The 15,874-nt window shown below is 60.1% G+C and carries 16 protein-coding genes, 1 other RNA gene and 1 riboswitch; of the genes, 6 read left to right on the top strand and 11 right to left on the bottom strand.

The genetic code is table 11. The features are described from left to right. Positions 1-2: 2 nt before the first annotated feature. Both xsc and pdxR read right to left on the bottom strand, forming a co-directional pair. Complete coding sequence (xsc, locus tag AC2TAD_RS05505) at positions 3-1,781, bottom strand: sulfoacetaldehyde acetyltransferase (protein ID WP_480866420.1); 1,779 nt, start codon at positions 1,779-1,781, stop codon at positions 3-5. A 125-nt stretch (positions 1,782-1,906) separates the two neighbouring features. Then, positions 1,907-3,367: a MocR-like pyridoxine biosynthesis transcription factor PdxR gene (gene pdxR / locus AC2TAD_RS05500; protein ID WP_480866418.1), complete on the bottom strand. Its 1,461-nt coding sequence runs from the start codon at positions 3,365-3,367 to the stop codon at positions 1,907-1,909. 116 nt (positions 3,368-3,483) lie between these two features. Between pdxR and AC2TAD_RS05495 the strand changes: the two genes are divergently transcribed. Together AC2TAD_RS05495 and AC2TAD_RS05490 are read left to right on the top strand one after the other, a co-directional pair. After that, positions 3,484-3,792: an ArsR/SmtB family transcription factor gene (locus AC2TAD_RS05495; RefSeq protein ID WP_170355342.1), complete on the top strand. Its 309-nt coding sequence runs from the start codon at positions 3,484-3,486 to the stop codon at positions 3,790-3,792. Then, positions 3,785-4,816 (top strand): permease, encoded by a 1,032-nt coding sequence (locus tag AC2TAD_RS05490; RefSeq protein ID WP_480866416.1) that lies wholly within the window; start codon positions 3,785-3,787, stop codon positions 4,814-4,816. Before AC2TAD_RS05495 ends, AC2TAD_RS05490 begins: the two co-directional genes overlap by 8 nt. 38 nt (positions 4,817-4,854) lie before the next feature. Here AC2TAD_RS05490 and AC2TAD_RS05485 read toward each other — a convergent pair whose 3' ends face one another. Continuing rightward, a complete protein-coding gene (locus AC2TAD_RS05485; protein ID WP_480866414.1) occupies positions 4,855-5,247 on the bottom strand; it encodes a hypothetical protein in 393 nt (130 codons plus the stop codon). Between the two features lie 53 nt (positions 5,248-5,300). After that, positions 5,301-6,062 (bottom strand): DUF1013 domain-containing protein, encoded by a 762-nt coding sequence (locus AC2TAD_RS05480; RefSeq protein WP_170724540.1) that lies wholly within the window; start codon positions 6,060-6,062, stop codon positions 5,301-5,303. Positions 6,063-6,192: 130 nt separating this feature from the next. Between AC2TAD_RS05480 and AC2TAD_RS05475 the strand changes: the two genes are divergently transcribed. After that, positions 6,193-6,834, top strand: a complete 642-nt coding sequence (locus AC2TAD_RS05475; RefSeq protein WP_170754489.1) for a ribonuclease T2 family protein — start codon at positions 6,193-6,195, stop codon at positions 6,832-6,834. Here AC2TAD_RS05475 and AC2TAD_RS05470 read toward each other — a convergent pair. Beyond that, entirely contained in the window at positions 6,831-7,319 is a 489-nt protein-coding gene (locus tag AC2TAD_RS05470) for a hypothetical protein (protein ID WP_480866412.1), read from the bottom strand. The two genes, AC2TAD_RS05475 and AC2TAD_RS05470, sit on opposite strands and share 4 nt — an antisense overlap. Positions 7,320-7,531: 212 nt before the next feature. Between AC2TAD_RS05470 and AC2TAD_RS05465 the strand changes: the two genes are divergently transcribed. Beyond that, positions 7,532-8,377 (top strand): FkbM family methyltransferase, encoded by an 846-nt coding sequence (locus tag AC2TAD_RS05465; protein ID WP_480866411.1) that lies wholly within the window; start codon positions 7,532-7,534, stop codon positions 8,375-8,377. Between the two features lie 35 nt (positions 8,378-8,412). Here AC2TAD_RS05465 and recR read toward each other — a convergent pair whose 3' ends face one another. The 3 genes from recR to AC2TAD_RS05450 form a co-directional block, all read right to left on the bottom strand. Further along, positions 8,413-9,006 carry a recombination mediator RecR gene (gene recR / locus AC2TAD_RS05460; RefSeq protein WP_480866409.1) on the bottom strand — a complete coding sequence of 198 codons (594 nt, stop codon included), beginning with the start codon at positions 9,004-9,006 and terminating at the stop codon, positions 8,413-8,415. 63 nt (positions 9,007-9,069) lie between these two features. Next, a complete protein-coding gene (locus AC2TAD_RS05455; protein ID WP_170355334.1) occupies positions 9,070-9,414 on the bottom strand; it encodes a YbaB/EbfC family nucleoid-associated protein in 345 nt (114 codons plus the stop codon). Between the two features lie 215 nt (positions 9,415-9,629). Then, complete coding sequence (locus AC2TAD_RS05450; protein WP_480866408.1) at positions 9,630-11,381, bottom strand: DNA polymerase III subunit gamma/tau; 1,752 nt, start codon at positions 11,379-11,381, stop codon at positions 9,630-9,632. A 133-nt stretch (positions 11,382-11,514) separates the two neighbouring features. Between AC2TAD_RS05450 and AC2TAD_RS05445 the strand changes: the two genes are divergently transcribed. Beyond that, on the top strand, positions 11,515-12,003 hold the full coding sequence (locus AC2TAD_RS05445) for a protein-tyrosine phosphatase family protein (protein WP_480866406.1): 489 nt from the start codon (positions 11,515-11,517) through the stop codon (positions 12,001-12,003). 1 nt (position 12,004) lies between these two features. On the opposite strand, the gene AC2TAD_RS05440 is transcribed toward AC2TAD_RS05445, so the two are convergent. After that, positions 12,005-12,412, bottom strand: a complete 408-nt coding sequence (locus tag AC2TAD_RS05440; protein ID WP_480866404.1) for a hypothetical protein — start codon at positions 12,410-12,412, stop codon at positions 12,005-12,007. Positions 12,413-12,494: 82 nt separating this feature from the next. Then, positions 12,495-12,714, bottom strand: a riboswitch (cobalamin riboswitch). 136 nt (positions 12,715-12,850) lie between these two features. On the opposite strand from AC2TAD_RS05440, the gene AC2TAD_RS05435 reads away from it, so the two are divergent. Then, complete coding sequence (locus AC2TAD_RS05435; protein ID WP_480866402.1) at positions 12,851-13,708, top strand: alpha/beta hydrolase family protein; 858 nt, start codon at positions 12,851-12,853, stop codon at positions 13,706-13,708. 38 nt (positions 13,709-13,746) lie between these two features. On the opposite strand, the gene ffs is transcribed toward AC2TAD_RS05435, so the two are convergent. Both ffs and AC2TAD_RS05425 read right to left on the bottom strand, forming a co-directional pair. Next, positions 13,747-13,845: signal recognition particle sRNA small type (gene ffs / locus AC2TAD_RS05430), an RNA gene on the bottom strand. A gap of 39 nt (positions 13,846-13,884) precedes the next feature. Further along, positions 13,885-15,744, bottom strand: a complete 1,860-nt coding sequence (locus tag AC2TAD_RS05425) for a bifunctional 2',3'-cyclic-nucleotide 2'-phosphodiesterase/3'-nucleotidase (RefSeq protein ID WP_480866400.1) — start codon at positions 15,742-15,744, stop codon at positions 13,885-13,887. Positions 15,745-15,874 lie beyond the last annotated feature (130 nt).

Below are 15,874 nucleotides of genomic sequence, written 5' to 3'. Positions count from 1 at the left end.
GATTACGCCCCGGCCTGCGGGGTCATGTCATCGGCGGTGACGCCTGCAACGGCCACCGGTTTCTTCATCGCGTCGCGGCGGAAGGGCTCGCCCAGTTCCTGATTGATCATGGCTTCGATCAGGGTAGTGATGCCGTTCTTCTGGTCCTCGATGGCCTGATTCAGGGCTGCTGTCAGCTCGTCCATGGTGCGTGCCACCACGCCTTTCAGGCCGCAGGCCTGCGCGATACCGGCGTAAGAGACCTTGGTGTCCAGCTCGGTGCCCACAAAGTTGTCGTCGAACCACAGAGTCGAGTTCCGTTTCTCCGCCCCCCACTGATAGTTGCGGAAGACGATCTGCGTAATCGCGGGCCATTCTTCGCGCCCAATGGCGGTCAGTTCGTTCACGGCGATGCCAAATGCACCGTCACCAGCAAAGCCCACAACCGGCACATCCGGGCAGCCGATCTTGGCACCCATGATCGACGGCAGGCCATAGCCGCAGGGGCCGAACAGGCCCGGGGCCAGATATTTGCGGCCATCCTCGAAGGAAGGATAAGCGTTGCCGATGGCGCAGTTGTTGCCGATATCGGACGAGATGATCGCCTCTTTCGGCAGGGCGGACTGGATCGCGCGCCACGCCATGCGGGGGCTCATCCAGTCGGGCTTGGCCGCGCGGGCGCGCTGGTTCCATGTGGTGCCCGGATCGTCATCCTCGTGGTCCATGCTGGACAGTTGCTGCGCCCAAGCGGATTTCTTCTGAGCGATTTTCGCCTTTCGCTCATCGCGACCGGCGTCGCCAGCTGTATCGCCGAGATTTGCTAGAATGCCATTGGCCACCTTGGCCGCGTCGCCGATGATGCCAACCGAGACCTTTTTGGTCAGGCCGATCCGATCCGGGTTGATGTCGACCTGAATGATCTTGGCATCCGCAGGCCAGTATTCCATGCCGTAGCCCGGCAGGGTCGAGAACGGGTTCAGACGGGTGCCGAGGCACAGAACCACATCGGCCTCGCTGATCAGCTCCATCCCCGCCTTTGAGCCGTTATAGCCCAGCGGGCCAGCAAACAGAGGGTGCGAGCCGGGGAAGGCGTCATTGTGCTGGTAGCCGACACATACCGGCGCATCCAGGCGCTCGGCCAGGTCTTTCGACGCTTCGATGCCGCCTTCGGACAGAACCACGCCCGCACCGTTCAGGATTACTGGATTCTTGGCGTTCGACAGCAGCTCGGCCGCCTGCGCTACGGCGCTTTCGCCGCCCGAGGGACGCTCGAATTCCACAATCGCGGGCAGGTCTACGTCGATGACCTGGGTCCACATATCGCGCGGGATGTTCAGCTGCGCAGGAGCGCTGGCGCGTTTGGCCTGCATGATCACGCGGTTCAGAACCTCGCACACGCGGGTCGGATCGCGGACCTCTTCCTGATAGGCGACCATGTCTTCGAACAGTTTCATCTGCTCGACTTCCTGGAAACCACCCTGACCGATGGTCTTGTTTGCGGCCTGCGGCGTGACCAGCAGCAGCGGGGTGTGGTTCCAATAGGCGGTTTTGACGGCGGTGACAAAGTTGGTGATACCGGGGCCGTTCTGCGCGATCATCATCGACATCTTGCCGGTTGCGCGGGTATAGCCGTCGGCCATCATGCCGGCGCTGCCCTCGTGCGCGCAGTCCCAGAACATGATCCCCGCCTTGGGAAACAAATCCGAGATCGGCATCATGGCCGAGCCAATGATCCCGAACGCATGTTCGATCCCGTGCATTTGCAGAACCTTAACAAAGGCCTCTTCCGTGGTCATTTTCATCTGAGTGATCTCCGCGCATATGTGGAATGGCCGGGGCTCTTGCCCTGCCTTTAGATACGGTTTTGACGGATGGCGCGGGGCGGCGTTAGGGCCAGAATGCGCGGCGGAATAGGTCCAGTGTTGCGCTAACAGGCGCGGATTGCCTCGGCGATGCGTTTTATGCCCGGATTGATGCGATCCGGCGCGATCGAGGAATATCCCAGACGGTAGAAATTCTGCGGCCGGTCAGGGCTGGAAAAGAACGGAGCGCCGGGCTCGATATGAACGCTCTGACCCTGTAGTTCCTGTGCTAGCCGGGCCGTGTCCACATGATCCGGTGCCGACATCCAGATGGATGAGCCGCCCAGCACGCCGCGCCCGGCCACGGTCAGGCCGTGCTGTTCAACGGCCTGATCCAGCGCCGCGCGCCGTTGGTCCAGCGCTTTGGACATCCGCCGGATCTGCGCGTCATAATGGCCAAGGGACAGGAAATAGGCCGCCGTGCGCTGGATATGCCCCGGCGGGTGGCGCAGAACCAGCGACCGCAGGGCGCGGGCCTCGCGGATGAACGGCTCGGACCCGACCATGTAGCCAAGGCGCAGGCCGGGGAACAGCGATTTGGAGAAACTGCCCACATAGATCACCCGCCCATCCCGGTCCATCGATTTGAGCGCGGGCGAGGGCGCACCCAGAAAGGCCATTTCGAACTCATAGTCATCCTCGACCACCATGGCGTCCAATTCGCGGGCGCGGGCCAGCAGGGTGGTGCGCCGGTCCACGGGCATGGTGGCTGTAGTGGGGCTTTGGTGGCTGGGGGTGGTAAAGATCACATCGGTCTGATCGGGCAGCGCCTCGGGTGGCAAGCCATCGCGATCCACTGCGACCGGGGCCACTTTGCAATCGGAATGGTTCAGAAGATCGCGCAGGGCGTAATAACATGGGTCTTCGATCACCGCGGTTCGGTTGTGGTGCAACAGAATGCGAGAGGCCAGCCAAAGCGCGTTCTGCGCGCCCATGGTGATCAAAATCTCTTCGGGGCGGGCGGCGATGCCGCGGCGGGGCAGGGTGTGGCGGGCGATGAATTCGACCAGCAGCGGGTCATCCTGATCCACGTAATCGCCGGTCAGAGAATCGAAATCCTTGTGGCCCAGCGCCCTAACTGCGCACAGGCGCCAGTTGGCATGATCGAACAGCGACCGGTCGGCCTGACCGTAGATGAACGGGTAGCGGTAGTCGCGCCAGTCAGCAGGCTTGGTCAGGGTGTCCCCGTCCGAGAATCGGCGGGCCAGTGCCGTGGTCCAGTCAACCGTCTCGTCGCCGCGCGGGGTGGGCGTGTATTTCGGGGGCACTGGCGCGTTTTCCGACACGTAATACCCCGACCGGCCCTTGGCGGTCAGATAGTCATTGGCCAGCAGTTCCGTATAGGCCAGTGTCACCGTGATCCGGCTGACGCCCAGATGGGCCGCCAGTTTGCGGGACGAGGGCAGCTTCTCGCCCACATGAAAACGACCCGACAGGATGCCTTCGGCAATCATTTGCTGGATCTGCGCCTGCAACGTGCCCTGACCGTTTAGTTCCAGAAAGAAGGTGTCGACTGAGATGCCCATTCAAGTCTTATAGGGTGGACTTATGCGGTGAGCAATCTGGACTTACGCGTTTTGTCGTTGACGGGTGCGCGACATTAATCTAAATAACTAGAAATCTAGTTTAATGGAGTTGCGATATGTGGGAAACTGCAGCAGCAGGATTTTCGGCCATGGGGTCCGAGGCCCGGTTGAAGGTTCTCAAAACGCTGGTCCGCGCCGGTCAGGCCGGGCTGACGGTTGGAGAGATTCAGGAACGCACCGGAATTGCGCCCTCTACTCTTGCCCATCACCTGCGATTTCTAGCCGCCGGAGGGGTCGTGCAGCAGGAAAAGATCGGTCGCACCACCATCAACCGCGCCAGCTATGACGAGCTGCGCGCTTTGGCGCAGTTCATTCTGTCCGAGTGCTGCGCCGACGAAGTCGGAAAGGCCGCAAACGATGGCTGAGTTAACGCAAAACCCGAAGGTCCAAGCCAAAGCTGCGCTGGAGTTGATCAAAACGCCCTGGGCAGTGATCGTGGCTATTCTGATCGCGGTTGCCGTTCTGGACCCCGGCAACTGGGGTGAGGTGGTAATCTTCGCGGGCAAAGCGCTGGCGCATACCGGGCAGTATATTCTGCTCGCAGTTCTGCTCCTATCCTACCTCAAGGCCACCGGTGCCGAGGTCATGGTCGCCCGTGCCTTTGAGGGGCGCGAGACGCGGATGATTTTCCTCGCCGCCCTGTTCGGTGGCCTTGCCCCGTTCTGTTCATGCGAGGTGATCCCCTTCATCGCCGGTCTGCTGGCGCTGGGCGCGCCTTTGTCGGCGGTGATGGCGTTTTGGTTGAGCTCACCGCTGATCGACCCGCCGACCCTGCTGATCACGGCGGGCGCGCTGGGTTGGCCGTTTGCCATAGGCAAGGCCGTCGCCGCCGTTGCTTTGGGCCTGTTCGGAGGCTTCGTGGTGCGCGCGCTGATGCGTGGCGGAGCGTTCGCCGAGCCTCTGCGTGTTTACAAACCCGCCGGGTGCTGCGGCTGTGGTCCGAAACAGGACGACAAGCCGGTCTGGAAATTTTGGCAGGAACCGGAACGCCGCACGCGGTTCCGGGCTGAGTTTGTCCAGAACGGGATGTTCCTGCTGAAATGGCTGGCTTTGGCCTATGTGCTCGAGGCGCTTCTGGTCAGCTATGTGCCCGCCGACCTGATCGCGCGTGTGGTTGGGGGCGAAGGCGTCGTGCCGATTGTCATCGCGGCGCTGGTCGGAATGCCTGCCTATCTGAACTCTTACGTCGCACCGCCGTTGCTAGCGGGTCTGACCGAGCAGGGCATGAGCGCAGGCGCTGCCATGTCGTTCATGATCGCAGGCGCGGTCAGCTCGATCCCGGCGATGGCTGCCGTATGGTCGCTGGTCAAGCCACGGGTCTTTGCGACCTATCTTGGATTGGGGATTACTGGCGCGATCATCTCAGGGATCGTCTTCCAGATGATCTAAAGGAAAAACCGCCCGGAGATGCCTCCGGGCGGTTTTGCTTATTGGTTGGCCTCGCAGAGGCTCGGCATTTTGAAGCGGTACCTTGCTTCCCCGCTATTGACGTAAACGCGTTTTTCGACGCAGGCCGTATCGCCGACGGTGCGCGCCACGTGTTCCTTGGATTCGTCGATCGAGATGGTGGACCCGTCGGGCAGCTTAACCGACGCGATAACGCCGTGTTTCAAGTCCCCGTTCAATGGGGTCGCCGTCAGAACCGCAACCGTCAGGTACGAGTCGTGTTCATGCGCGCCATCATCGTTGAGTACCAGCAGCGCTGCCGCGACCGAGACTGTGCCGACGATCGCCACCATCAGCAGGCCCCATGTTTTCAGAAACGCATAGATCGACACCGCACGGTGCGGGCCGAAAACAGAGGACAAAGCATTCAGCATAGGTATCTCGTGCAAAAAAGCCCCGGCCCTTTCGGACCAGGGCTGATTAAGTATCAGAAGCGCGGATCTTCGTCTTCTTCCTCGTCGCCGCCACCTTTGGGCAGGTTGAAGAAGCTATCGGCGTCGATGACCGGCTCATCGTCTTTTTCCTCGACCGGATCATCGGACAGCGAGAAGGTTTCGAGCCCCTCGATGGCCGTCGGGATTTTCGGTGCGGCGTCCATTTCCAGCGACTGCTCGGTCGAGACTAGCTTGCGGCGCTCGTCATCGCTCATGACGCCACCTTCGGCGGCCTTCTTCGCGGCGGCTTTTTGGACAATCGCGTCCAGCTCGGACTGTTTGCACAGGCCCAGCGCAACCGGGTCGATTGGCTGCATGTTGGCGATGTTCCAATGGGTACGCTCACGGATCGACTGGATGGTGGGCTTGGTGGTGCCGACCAGCTTGGCGATCTGGCCGTCGCTGAGTTCCGGGTGGAATTTGACCAGCCACAGGATCGAGTTCGGACGGTCCTGACGCTTGGACAGAGGGGTATAGCGCGGGCCACGGCGCTTTTCCTCGCCTGCCGCAGCGGCGTTGAACTTGAGCTTCAGCTTGTGCAGCGGGTTGTTCTGCGCCGAGTCGATTTCTTCCTGGGTCAGCTGGTTGTTGGCGATGGGGTCGAACCCTTTGACACCGGCGGCCACGTCGCCGTCTGCGATGCCCTGCACCTCAAGCTCGTGCATTCCTACGAAATCCGCGATCTGCTTGAAGCTGATCGTGGTGTTGTCCACCAGCCAAACGGCGGTTGCTTTGGCCATAAGCGGTTTTGCCATCAGCCCGTCTCCTGTAAATACATCTGTCCCGTCGCCGGAATTCGGCGGCCCCGTGATCTTGGGGCAGGTTTCCGTTGTCGGGGAACTTCGGGCCTATATAGTCGCGCAAAGGCAAGAAGGGAAGAGGCGAATGCGTCACGGGATTCTAGCGCTGGTCATGTGGGCGTTCAGCGGGTTGGTCGCACTGGCCGATGGAGAGAAGGCGGGCGTTTTCGACTATTACGTCCTGTCGCTGAGCTGGTCGCCCAACTGGTGTGCCCGCGAAGGTGATGCGCGCGGCTCGGATCAATGCGATGCGCGGCATGATCATGGGTGGATCCTGCACGGGCTTTGGCCGCAATATCATCAAGGCTGGCCGTCTTATTGCCCGACGGTCAAGGCGCCGCCGTCGCGCGCGATGACGCGCGAGATGGCGGATATTCAAGGCACCTCTGGGCTGGCGTGGCACCAGTGGAAGAAGCACGGAACCTGTTCGGGCCTGTCTGCAGCGGACTACTACGCTTTGTCGCGCGCGGCCTATGAGGGCGTCACCCGCCCGCCTGTGTTCCGCAAGCTGGACGGGGCGGTCAAACTGCCCGCCTCGGTGGTGGAAGAGGCGTTTCTAAAGGAAAACCCTGCGCTAGAGCGCGACATGATCACCGTCACCTGCAAACAGGGCTATATCGAAGAGGTACGCCTTTGCCTGTCGCGCGACCTGAAACCGGTGCCATGCGGCCGAGATGTGATCCGCGACTGCACGGCCAAGGATGCTCTGTTCGATCCGATTCGTTAAAGCTCGCGGTTCTGGCACTCCCGCGCATAGCCCAACGCCTTGGCGGTGCCTTTCAGATCAATGGCCATCACGGTTTCACCTTGCGTGTTGTAGATGGTCAAGGTCTTGTTCTGTGCAATCGCATCAACGAATTTGGGGTCAGTGAAAAACACCGTTGCACCGGGCACATCGCGTTCGTTGAATCCGATTGCGGTGCCATCGTAGCTTTTGCCATCCAGTTCAAAACGGATCGGATAGCTCTCGCCCTGTTCGATCTCGCCCCAGGCCTTGTTGTAGACGGCGAAATAACCGCGTTTGTCCAACGCGTCATACCCGATACGCACGACCGAGAGATCCTGATAAATCGTCTGGATCAGGCACCCATTCCCAAGCGCAGGGTCCATCATGATGTTCCAACCCTCGACGAAACCCTTGTCGATAAGGTCTTGTGCAAACGCTGTTGTTGTTGTGACTGCCGTTAACAAAAGAGCAAGAAGACGAGGCACTGGTTAAGCTCCTGAAATATGTCGAATAACGGACGCTCGCATTCGGAATCGAGTTGATACCAAAGTCCGGCGCATCTAAAGCGCCAAATGTGCCGAACGTTTCTATCAAATCTTGAGAAGCAGGCGCAATTGTTCCATTTTGTGCGCGATCGGGTAATGCCGGTGGTGGCCGTTGTTCGAGATTAGATGTTTTCACTATTCAGGATCACATGATGAACCGTCAACAGATACGTTTTCTTCGACGTACCTGCACCTCGGTGCAAATGCGGCTATCCGAGGAAAGCCCTCTTCGTGGAACGTTTGAGCGGGGGGACGAGATCTCGCTTCTGACCGATGGCTCGATCTTTCCTCATGTCGCGCAGCAGTACGAGTGGAATTTCAACGAAACACGCTTTATTGGTCAGGTTTGCGATGCAGCCTCTTACCATCTTATTGATATAGGGGCGAATGTCGGGCTCTATACGCGGCAGGTGCTGCTCAACTACCAGAACGTGCATTCCGCTTCCTGTTTCGAACCCAGCCCGGACAATGTCGAGCATCTTGAGCGAAATATCGGCGGGATGCCAACTGCGACGGTCCATAGCTTCGGTCTGGGAACGACAGATGGTGAGTTGACCTTTTTTACTGACGATGTGAACGGAGGAAATTTTTCGTTCAATGAGAATGCAGTAGCGGGCAGAAACCATCACGTGATCAAAGCCCCGATCCGCAAGATATCGGAGCAGTTGCTTGACGATTGCATGGGGGATGAGGCCCGAAAGCGACGGTTGATTTGGAAATCTGATACCCAAGGTTTGGATGAGGTGCTGATGAGCGAACTTCCACTCGGATTCTGGCAGCGCGTTGATTTGGCGGTGTTCGAAGGGTGGCGGATACCAAAGCCTGAATTCGACGCCCAGGCCTTTGCCGCGGTCCTGAAGGCGTTTGACTTTGTTAATATCATGGGCAGCAGGAACAAAAGACTGCAGCGGACAGACGCGGAACAATGCATGCATTATCTATCCGGTACAGACCGCAGATGGGCCGATGTTTTCCTGTCGAGGCGCGAGCTGTCCTGACCTCTTAACCTGCAATTTAGGCCTGATATCGTTCGCTAGATCTCCTTGCGCGCCCGCAGCGCTGCCGTGATCGTTCCGTCATCCAGATAATCCAACTCGCCACCAATCGGCACACCCTGAGCGAGTGAGGTCAGGCGCACCTGACCGTCTAGCTGGTCGGCGATGTAATGGGCTGTGGTCTGGCCATCGACGGTGGCGTTCAGGGCGAGGATGACCTCGGTGATCCCTTCTGCAGTGACTCGATCTTTGAGGCGCGGGATGCGCAGTTCGTCCGGGCCGACGCCGTCCAGTGCCGAGAGTGTCCCACCCAGCACGTGATAGCGGCCTTTGAACACGCCTGCGCGTTCCATCGCCCAGAGGTCGGCGACGTCTTCTACTACGCACAGCTCTCCGGTGGCGCGGGCCTCGGCGTTGCAGATGTCACAGATGTCCGTGGTGCCCACGTTGCCGCAGTTCAAGCATTCGCGGGCGGTGATGGCGACCTGCTGCATGGCGTCCGACAGGGGTGTCAGCAGCAGCGCACGTTTGCGGATCAGGTGCAGCACCGCGCGACGGGCCGAGCGGTGCCCAAGCCCCGGCAGTTTGGCCATCAGGTCGATCAGATTGTCGATGTCGCTGTTCGAACTCAACGCGCGTACCCCTGCACAGGGGCCGGGCAGGGTGCCCGGCCTTTGGACCGTCAGGAGTGTCTATCAGAACGGCAGCTTGATGTCTGCGGGCAAACCCATGCTTTCGGTCAGCTTGGCCATCTCGGCCTGCGCGCGTTCGGCGGCTTTGGTCTGCGCGTCCTTGATAGCGGCGAGGATCAGGTCTTCGACGACCTCTTTGTCGTCGCCGTTGAAGATCGAGGGGTCGATGTCCAGACCTTTGAGTTCGCCCTTGGCGGTGGCAGTGGCTTTGACCAGTCCAGCACCGGATTCGCCGACAACCATCAGATTGTTCAGTTCTTCCTGCATGTCGGTCATCTTGGTCTGCAGATCCTGCGCGGATTTCATCATCTTGGCCATATCGCCCAGACCGCCGAGTCCTTTAAGCATTACGTTTTCTCCTGCTAATCGGTTTGTCGCCTAGATACGGACAGCGCCCGTGCGGCACAAGGGGGCAGTGCCCTCCCGCCCGTCGTCGCGGTCTTTTGCAAGACCTCTCCTCCCGTTGGGCCCGGCAGAGCGCGGGCAACGCCCGCGCTCTGCCGGGCCCAAGGTCGCTCAGGGGTATCGGCGTCAGCCGATGGCCCGTGGCGGGCGCGGGAGGGTTAGTCCTCCTCGAACGGGTCCCATTCGTCTTCGACCTCGGGCAGGGCTTCGGTTTCGACCTTGGCGGCGCGTTCTTCGGGGGTTTCGATGCGTTTGATCTTGGCTTTGGGGAATTGAGCCAGCACCGCCTGCACCAGCGGGTGCTGTTCGGCCTCGGCCTTTAACGCCAGATCGGCGGCATCTCGGATTTCGGCGATGGTTGCCGCCTCACCGTTGGCCACAATGGTCACCGCCCAGCGGTTGCCGGTCCAGCGTTGTAGTGCGGTACCCATGCGGGCGGCCAGATCGGTTGGGGCTGAATCTGTTGGCGTGAACTCGATCCGACCGGGTTGGTAAGACACCATCCGGACGCCGTTTTCGACCTCAACCAGCAGTTTCACATCCCGGTTGGTACGGATCAGTTCGACCACATGTTCAAAACTCGGGTAGCGGGCCAATGCCGTTTGCACATCCTGCGCCAGTGCGGCCGTGGGCGCTCCGGGCCCGCCGCGAATGGGCGGCGCATAAGTGGAGGCCACCGGGGCCTGCGCGGCGTGTGATGATGCGGTCATTCCGCCGCCGGGCCCGCCGTTTGGCGGTGGGGGAGGCGCGTCTTGCAACCGTTTGATCAGTTCTTCTGGGCTGGGCAGGTCAGACACATGGGTCAGGCGGATCACGGCCATCTCGGCGGCCATCATGGCGTTGGGCGCGGCTGAGACTTCCTCGAGCGCTTTCAACAACATCTGCCACATGCGGGTCAGGACCCGCATCGGCAGGGCCTCGGCCATTTGCTGACCCCGCGCGCGTTCATCTGGGGGCACAGTCGGGTCTTCAGCGGCATCCGGCGTGATCTTTACCACCGACACCCAATGAGTGATCTCGGCCAGATCGCGCAGCACGGCCAGCGGGTCGGCGCCTTCGGCATATTGTGCGCCAAGTTCGGTCAGCGCCCCGGCGGCATCGCCACGCAGGATCATGTCCATCAGGTCCAGCACTCGGCCCCGGTCGGCCAGACCCAGCATCGCACGCACCTGATCGGCGCTGGTTTCCCCGGCGCCGTGTGAAATCGCCTGATCCAGAAGAGAGGTCGCATCGCGGGCTGAACCCTCGGCGGCGCGGGTGATTAGTGCCATCGCGTCTTCGGCGATCTGTGCGCCTTCGGCATCGGCGATCTTGCGCAGTAGGCCGATCATGTCCTCGGGCTCGATCCGTCGCAGGTCAAAGCGCTGACATCGGGACAGGACTGTCACCGGCACTTTGCGAATCTCGGTGGTGGCAAAGATAAACTTCACATGCTCGGGCGGTTCCTCAAGCGTCTTGAGCAGCGCGTTGAAGGCGCTGGTCGACAGCATGTGGACCTCGTCGATGATGTAAATCTTGTAGCGGGCCGAGGCCGCGCGATAGCGGACGCTGTCGATGATCTCGCGAATATCGTTCACACCGGTCCGGCTGGCGGCGTCCATCTCCATCACGTCCACATGGCGACCTTCCATGATCGCCACACAATGTTCGCACTGGCCGCAGGGTTCGGTCGTCGGTTTGCCCTCGCCATCGGGGCCGATGCAGTTCATGCCTTTGGCGATGATCCGGGCCGTGGTGGTTTTGCCGGTGCCGCGAATGCCGGTCATGATAAAGGCTTGCGCGATCCGATCCGCCTCGAACGCGTTTTTCAGCGTGCGTACCATGGCCTCCTGCCCGACCAGATCGGCAAAGGTTTCAGGGCGGTATTTACGGGCAAGAACCTGATAGGCGGGGCTGGGCGTGTCGGTCATATCTGCTCTGTCGGATTCGGGTTCCGACGCAGCCTAGAGACCCCCGCCGCCCGCGTCCACCGCCGCCTTGGGGGAAATTCGGTTTGCAGGTCAGTTTGCACAGCATAGAAGCTATGTGGAAAGGAGGCCGGGGATGGAGCCATTTGCAATTCACGTGGTCGAGGTCGGGGCCGGTCATTTCGCGCTGTCGCCGCTGCCGGGGCGCGCGGGGGAGTATGCGCGGGATTTGGATATCATTCGCCGCTGGCGGCCCGATCTTGTGATTTCGATGACCACAAGCTCCGAGATGGAGCAGACCGGAGCGGGAAAACTGGGAGATGACCTGCACGCCGAGGGCATAACCTGGACGCACCTGCCGATTGAAGATTTTGGCGCGCCGTCGCCGGACACCGAGGCCGCGTGGCCCCGGATCAGCCAGTCTGCCGCGCATATTCTGGCGCGTGGAGGGCGGGTGCTGGTGCATTGCCGGGGCGGGTGCGGGCGGTCGGGCATGATCGCCCTGCGGCTTATGGTCGAACAGGGCTTCGCGTCCGACGCGGCGTTGCGCCGCCTGCGCGCCGTGCGGCCCTGTGCGGTTGAAACCGACGGGCAGATGCGTTGGGCAACCTGCGCGCCGGACTGAGTTACAGCGCCAGATGCTGCTGGGGCTGTGCTGGTTGCGCCGGGGCCAGCTCTGACACTTCAAGCATGGCACAGGGCGGCACTGGCAACTGGCCGGCCGGACGGGCCGCAGCATCGGGGCCGAACAGCATATCCGCATAACCATCCAACGCGTCGAGCGAGGCGTCCGTGCTAGTGCCGCAGAAGATGCGAATTTGATCTTTCTGGGCGCGGAATCGGGCGATGCAGCCCTGTGGGCAATGGCCCAGCTCTCCGCTGCCGTCCAACGCGAAGTCATCCGACGTGGCAGGCACTGCGGATTCCATCGCCTGCACAATAGCCCGTGCCATCTGCGCCAGAGCCGGGCAGGTCTTGCCGGTTTTCTGACATAGGGTTGCACTGAATTGGTGCGTTTTTGTCTTCCAGATCATAATGCGCCCTCCGCGCGGGGAACGGGGCGTAGATCAGGTGTGACAGCGCGCTGACAATCCCGCCCGGATACCCCGCCCGAGTTACAGTTTTGCTTTGATGGCAGGTCTCCTGACTTGCGGGTCATAGCGTTGCCGACCTTCCCAGCCTTGCGGGCCAGTGGTATTTCGGCATTGCTCACCGCTTACAGTTGCGGGGGCAGTCGCGGCATTGGATCGTTCCGGCATGACCGGGCAGAACCGCACCGTGTTCCCTTTTCATCTTGTCCCAACACGGGACAAGAACCATCACGCCATCGCTAGCGGTTGAGCGGGCTTTGAGTCAAGCGGGCGCGCGCGCAAAGTGGACGTTTGGTCATCTTGATGCGCCCTTGACTCAGCCCGGCCAAAGAAGTGGGGATAAGGGGTGAACCGAACAGTTCAGATCAGGTGAGCAACGCTATGCTGGATGATACACCCCCCGTCCTGACCGAGGATTTTCGGTTTTCTGCCGGTTCGGCAATGCTGTCGGCGCGCCTGTACCGGCCCGTGACTGATCCCAAAGTCGCCGTGGTTGTACATGGTGCGACCGGTGTCCCGAGGGATTACTATCAGCATTTCGCGAATTGGCTGGCAGCGGATCAGGGGATCGCCTGCCTGACCTACGACTATCGTGACTTTGGCCACTCACTGACCGGATTACTGCAGGAATCGCGGGTAAAGATGGCGGATTGGGCGCTGACCGACATGCCTGCCGCCAGAGCGGAAATGCGCCAGCGTTACCCACACGCAGAACACTGGAGCATAGGGCACTCGGTCGGAGGGATGTTGGGGCCAATACAACCTGATATCGACCATATAGATCGCATGATCTGTGTGTGTTCGGGGCTGGTGACAATCAGTGATCACCCTTGGCCTTATCGCGCGTTGGCGTCCTTGTTCTGGTATGGACATGTTCCGCTGGCGGTAAAAACAGTTGGATACCTGCCAGGAAAGGCAGTGGGATTTGGGGCCGACCTGCCTGCATCGGTTTACTGGCAGTGGCGCAAGTGGTGCACGGCACCCCAAAATTATCTGCCAGAAATCGGAAAAACGCTACCTGCCGCAACCTGGGCAGAGAAAGGCAAACCGGTCGATCTGTTCACTTTCGAGGACGACCAGATGGTTCCGCCCGAAGCCGTTTGGCGGTTGGCAGATCTGTACGGCTCCAGCGCTCGGCGTCATGTGCTGTCGCCGCAGGAATTCGGACTTAAGGACATTGGCCATATCGGCGCGTTCGCGCGTCGCAACGCGTCCCTATGGCCGCGCTTGATCGCATAAGTGCTGCGTGTCTAAACCGGTCAAAACTGTCGGGGATGAAGTGAGAGGTTGGACATCGACCCAAGCGGGGCTCGTTGTGGCTGCTTCCTTCCGGACCTGACCAGGTTGGCGAGGCGCTCGCCCGCGCCAACCTCTCAACGGTGGATATAGGCATTTGGTTCATGCTTGGCAACCCGTCAGAGGGAGAGCTGAATATTCAGAAAACCTTTCGCATCCGGACCGATGACTTTGGCGCGGTAGCGTGCCAGTTCTTCCAGGTGTTGGTCAGCGGCCGCTCCGGTTTTCACAAGCGCATGGGCACCGGGTATGGGTGACAACCGAAAAGGCTGGAGTGCCTCTTCCAAAGGGTCCATCGGTAAGACGCCCGACAGGTAATCCCGTACAATATGTTGAATCGGAAGGACCGGCAGAGGAATTCGGGTCGCGTTTTCGGAAAACGGGAAATTCCCGCCTCCGTTGGCGCGATAGTTGTTCAACGCGACAACAAAGCGCTGATCTGTGTCGATAGGGCGGCCGTTGAATCGCAATCCGCGAACCCGATGGCTGTTGGGATGAAGTATTGCGCCACCTGCGTCAAACCGCGCCGGAGATGCTAGATCTAGTGCGTAAGTTAACCCGTGTAGCACGTCAAAATTATGTCCGGCGCGATTCGTATCCACAAGGTCCGATTGTTCACCCGGCCGCATCTGGTTCAGCACGCCAGCGGACATTTCCAGCCAATCCTTGATTTCAGTGCCCGAGACAATGACGGCCTGCATCTCGTTCGGAAACACGTTCAGGTCGGCAACATGGCGCGTACATATCTGCCCGGGTGGGATATCGGTGAAAAACCGAGGTCCTGCACGACCGCCGAATTTTGACGGTGCAACTGCCGACAAGACGGGTAGCCCTGCATAGGCAGTTCCCTGCATATGCTGCCGCAATGCTGCAGCTTGCGCGGCAGCCACAAGCGCCAGACCGCGATCCCAGGCGCAAAAGCTGAAATAGCTGTGCAGATGATGCGACGTGTGTCCAAAGAGCGTGTTGCACTGCGCGCGAGTTTCGCGGTGCGCCTTGGCAAAAATCCGCGACAGTTCGGGGTCTTCCGGAACCTCAGCGCCAACAAAGTCGGGTGCGATTGCCTTCAGGTGTGAACGGTGCGTTTCTACCTGCCATTTTCCGTCGTCACCAAGTTTCATCGTCAGGTCAATCACACCAAGATGCGACCCAGCGCTGCCCGGCATGACAGCCGGCTTGCCGTGCACTTGACCTTTGGCACTGTCCACGAACGCAAACCCTTCATGCGACGCGCCCGGCAAAGTCAGATGTGAATGTCCCGCTATAATCGCATCGATTGGCCCGATGGCCGCTAGGGGAATCACCGCGTTTTCCAGATTCGGCTCCGGTTGGGCGGTGCCAATCCCGGAATGCGCCAGCGCGATCACAAGATCGCACCCAGCGGCCTTCAGCTCTTGCGACACGTGTCGTGCCGTGGACAGGATATCGTCGATGCGGACCTTTTGCTCTAGCCGGTGCGCCTCCCAGTTCGCAGTTTGCGGCGGCAGGGCTGAAAAAACGCCGATTTTGATCGGATATTCGCGGCCTCCGGCTTTCATGGTTCGGTTTAGCACTGCCTGCCTGCTCCAAGCACCGGGGCGGTCCAACCGGTGCGCGTTGCTGCATAGGACAGGGCAGGGGGATTGGGGCAGGATACGGTCCAGAACCTGCAAGCCGAAGCCGAAATCATGGTTTCCGAGTCCGATGGCATCGTAATCCAGCGCTTCGAAAGCCTCCATCAGAGGATGACAGGTCTGGGTTTGTGTTACGGCCCATTCCCCAATAGGCGTTCCCTGCAGTGAATCCCCGTTATCCAGCAAGATGGTCAGGGCATCTTTGACCTCGTTTCGAGCTTGGCGGATCAGTGTGGCTGTGCGGGTAAACCCAATCATGGGTTCCGGCGCATCCCGATAATAGTCAAACCCGGTCACATTCATATGCAGATCCGAGGTTCCCAAAATCCTGATCGTTGCGCTTAGAGAAGAAGGGGGATGTTGCAATACTCTACTTTTAGACGTTTTTGGTTAACCTATTTCAACAAAAAGAGTATTTGACGCAAGTTTCAAGGCAGAGTTTGAGTTGATCACATTATCTCCTCAATTTCCCACGAGGCAGAAATGTCGTTGCAAC

It is taken from the genome of Ruegeria sp. HKCCD7628, assembly GCF_057221005.1.
This window is presented reverse-complemented; position numbering and strand designations above follow the sequence as displayed.